General features: G+C 29.8%; 2 protein-coding genes. One reads left to right on the forward strand and one right to left on the reverse strand.

What is annotated here, in order from left to right:
• The first annotated feature begins 1,988 nt into the window (after window positions 1-1,988).
• A complete protein-coding gene (locus AC3DU7_RS26715) occupies window positions 1,989-2,288 on the forward strand; it encodes a sll1863 family stress response protein (protein WP_488042297.1) in 300 nt (99 codons plus the stop codon).
• A 54-nt stretch (window positions 2,289-2,342) separates the two neighbouring features.
• On the opposite strand, the gene AC3DU7_RS26720 is transcribed toward AC3DU7_RS26715, so the two are convergent.
• On the reverse strand, window positions 2,343-4,121 hold the full coding sequence (locus tag AC3DU7_RS26720; RefSeq protein ID WP_488042298.1) for a sensor histidine kinase: 1,779 nt from the start codon (window positions 4,119-4,121) through the stop codon (window positions 2,343-2,345).
• Between the last annotated feature and the right edge of the window lie 149 nt (window positions 4,122-4,270).

The raw sequence follows: 4,270 nt of genomic DNA on the forward strand, positions 1-4,270 counted from the left end.
AATTATCAATTATCAATTATCAATTATCAATTATTGAACCATATTGCTTTTTATAAGATATTTTCGAGTGCATATCAATTTTGAAGAAAACCAAAAATTTATCGCTTTTAGGGAACAAGGAATAGGAAATAAGGAATTAAAGAATAGCAAAAAAGTATTTTGGCAAATAAAATATGGGATGCACCCCAAAATTTACTTTGTATTTGAGTATTTAAACTTCTTGAGCATAATTACTTATTACTTAATTGAGATGTACCCATATTTTCTACACCAACCTTAGAAGAATACTATATTTTATCTACTTATAGTTATAGTCATTTCAGTTTAGATTGAAACGAGAGTTTTTGACTACGAAAGAGTTTGAGCTAAAAAAGTGTCTCATCCTTAAGTTAAACGACTATAGACTCTAGAGCAATATCACTATAGAAATATTTAAAAATAACCCAAATTTTAATGTTATCATTAAAAGCACAACACTTATAGGAATAAAGCTAAATTATTTAATATTAAGGCAGTTTAATTTATTTAGAAGTTGAAGAAAATAAATCGGGTAAATCTCAATGCGTGAATAAAGCAAAAAATTTATCGCTTTTAAGGAATAGGGAATAGCAAAAAAGTATTTTGGCAAATAAAATATGGGATGCACCCCAAAATTTACTTTGTGTTTAAGTCTTTACAATTATTGAGCATAATTACTTATTTCTTAATTGAGATGCACCCAGTAAATCTTGATATATTGTTAGGGATTTGCAACTTAATTCTGATAATAAAGTAGCGAATTATTAGTGTATAAAAAGTTCTGTGGCTGTCATTGCGAGGCTATAATATTAGACTCAAGCTCAATCGGAAAATAGTCAATCCAGTCGTAGGCGTTTGCGATAGCATTCCGTAAGGAAAGCCTTCTCGCAGAGTAGCAATCTCTACTGTATCAATTAGCTGGTAGTCTATTTTTTTGCTAGTTCCTTATACCAGTTAAAAAAAAGAATGCTATAAAAAGTGCATCTAGATTAAATATGATTAAAAATAGTAGCTCCATTTAACTTTAGATAATTATTTCTATATAGTGTTTTCAAATGAGATGTAAATCTAGATTGAGCTTTTTTCTAATCAAAAAATCCTGTCTTGAGTATCCATTAATTATTGTGCAAAGCTACTATTTAATAGTGTTTTTTCTTCTTGACAGTCCCCTGTTATCTTTTGAGCAAGACTCTGTTTCCGAATTTCAAATGAAAAGGCTATAGTTTTTTATCCTTAATATTTACGTAAGCATTCAGCTATTAGCAGTCAGCAGTCAGCAATTAGTAACGAGTCATTACTTCTAAGGTTGAGGAAGGGGACTTTGGTAGTAACTTTTATTATTTCTCAATTTTACTCAATTTTAAAGGTTGCTTTTATCTTCCTCAACATTAATAGCTGATAGCTAATAGCTGACAGCTGAATACTTACATATTTATACCAATTTCATAAAATATTGCTACAGTGACTACATAGGGAACAGGGAAAGAAAAACATCATAAAAAAGAGGAAAAAAGGTGAAATTTTTTAAATTTATGGAATTTATAATTTTTTCTTTTAGGAATAAATGACAAATTAAGATGTAACTGCCTTTTTTGAATTTGGTATTACTCCTTCTTACTTCTACTATTTGTAAAAAACATTTATCAAATTAGTATTATGTATTATTGACAAAAACCTAAGCAATTTTTAAAATAGTATATAAATCAATATAGACAATATTTATTAGCTCAGATTATGAGTAAGCCAGTCAACTAATCAAAGATTGTTTTCCTAGTGCAGGATGGCAGGAATAACTAACCATTGACAAAACTCTAAAAGCCTTACTAATCAATACTTTTGAGTTTTGAGTTTTGACTTCCGTGTAGCAGCACTAGTAATTAGTTAACTGTTAAATCTGTCTAAAAAATCAAAGTATTAGTCTATTCTGTTATCAGAAAATAGTTGTTAATTAAATTTATAGAATCAACATTATGACTGATATAGAAGAAACAAAACAAGCATACGAAGCTAAAACAAAAGCTCAAATTGATAAACTTAATGCTCAAATTGATGAAATGAAAGCTAAAGCTAAACAAGCCAAAGCTGATGTGGCGATTAATTATTACAAAAAGATAGAAGAATTGTCTACTAAACGTGATGCAGTAAAGGTTAAATTTCAGGAACTACAAAATTCAAGCGAACAAGCATGGAAAGATGTAAAAGTTGGTTTTGAAAAGGCTTGGAATGATTTACACGGAGCTTTTGATAGTGCAGTTTCTAAGTTCAAATAACTAATACCGAAAAACTTATCTTGTTTGAATCAATATTTCCTTCTGCCTTCTGCCCTACTTTCTCACTACTTGACTAACTTTCTGCCTAATAGGAATGTGAATTATAAACTCTGCTCCCTTTCCTGGTTGAGAATAACACAATAGTTTTCCGCCATGTTTTTCCACAACAATTTGATAACTAATATATAACCCTAATCCAGTTCCTTTTCCTGAAGATTTAGTTGTAAAGAAAGAGTCAAATAGTTTTTTGCTAACTTCTTCAGCCATACCTAAACCATTATCTGCAATTGAGATTACTACCCACTCTTTATTTAAAATTTTAGTACAAACTTTAATTTGACTCGGATTTTTCCTGACTTCTTCTGGCGTGTGTTGTTCATTATATTCATCCAACGCATCAATAGCATTACTAAAAATATTCATCAATACCTGATGAAGTTGACCAGCATAAAAATCCACTAATGGTAATTCTTGATATTCTTTTATAAGCCTAATTTTTGGGGAAGAAGTTGTTGCTTTTATCCGGCTATCTAAAAGCATCAATGTACTATCTATTGCTTCACAAACATCAACTTGTTTAAATTCGGATTTTTCAAACCGAGAAAAGCTACGCATTGACTTAATTATCTCATAAATTCTTTCTGTACCTATCTCCATAGACCTGATAATTTCATTGAGGTCTTTCTTAATGAAATTAAGATCTATTTCCGCTATTTTAGTTTTAATTTCTGGTGTAGGATGAGAAAATTCCTGCTGATACATATCTAGCAATTCTAGTATGTCTTGAACATATTCTTGAGCTGGAGTAATATTTCCATGAATATAGTTAATTGGATTGTTAATTTCATGAGCAACACCAGCTACCATTTGTCCTAAGCTAGACATTTTTTCTGTGTGTAGTAATTGGGCATGGGTTGTTTGTAATTTTTCTAGAGTTTTTTGCTGTTCGGCAATTGCTTTTTCTAAACGGTCAGATTGAATTAATGTGGATTTCTCTGATACATCTAATAATTGATTTAATGTGGCATTTTCTGATTGAAGCTCTTTAATAATTCTATCTTTATCTTTTAGTTTGCTTTGACTAACTGTTTGATATTTACCTTGGCTAGATGAGAAAATTTTTCCTCGGTCAAAGGGCAAAAGTGCTACCTTAACACTTAGTGCTAATGGCTTTAATAAATCAATAGTCTCTCTTGGTACTTTGACTTTTAAAAACATTAAAACTACAAACATATTTCCTGAAGGTAATAAACCTCCAAATCCGATTACAGATTTAATATTAAAAGGAATTACAAATGATTTCTGAGCTGGAATATAAGGGCTACCCAATGCATCAGCTACATAAAATACGTTGTACATTTTTTGCTCTAAATCAGCCAATAAATTTGGGTCTTCTTCTAGCACTTGACCAGGGTCTAATCCTAATTGTTGAATTAGCCTTGATATCATTGGAATTTTAGAGATTGCTGCTTTGTCTACTAAAGGAATTGCTTTGTGTCCAGAAGATTTTTGTCGTAAATTCCATTCTGATTTTTCCCCAGCAGTACTCAGTAAGGTTAAGCATTTTAATTTAGGAGTTACTGATTGATTATTTAATAATGTAGAAGCATATTCTTGTAGTTCATGACTGAGTTTTTTATATGGAATAGTCTGAAACATACGGATTAATACGCAGGATTTTTCTTTGCTATCTTTACTAATTAGATTTTCATAAAGATACTTAATCATCCTATTGCTTACTTCTTCTGTCGTATGAGCGTCTTTTCCTAATTGGCGCAAACCTAGCCCACATTCAGACATATCTCTGAGTCCAAATTGAGTTAAATCATACATTTTTACTTTTTTTAAATTCAGTTCAGTAATGTATAAGTTAAGTTTAACATAAAATATCTATACAACTAGATTAAAAGTGTTTAATATTAAGTATAAAATACTTATATATAATTAAATTAAAATCTAAAACTTATATAGCAATATTATTT

The organism is Okeania sp. (assembly GCF_983059655.1).

Bases quoted from the DNA above. Each gene is read 5' to 3' on its own strand.
- AC3DU7_RS26715 (WP_488042297.1), top strand. From the start codon at position 1,989: ATGACTGATATAGAAGAAACAAAACAAGCATACGAAGCTAAAACAAAA.
- AC3DU7_RS26720 (WP_488042298.1), bottom strand. From the start codon at position 4,121: ATGTATGATTTAACTCAATTTGGACTCAGAGATATGTCTGAATGTGGG.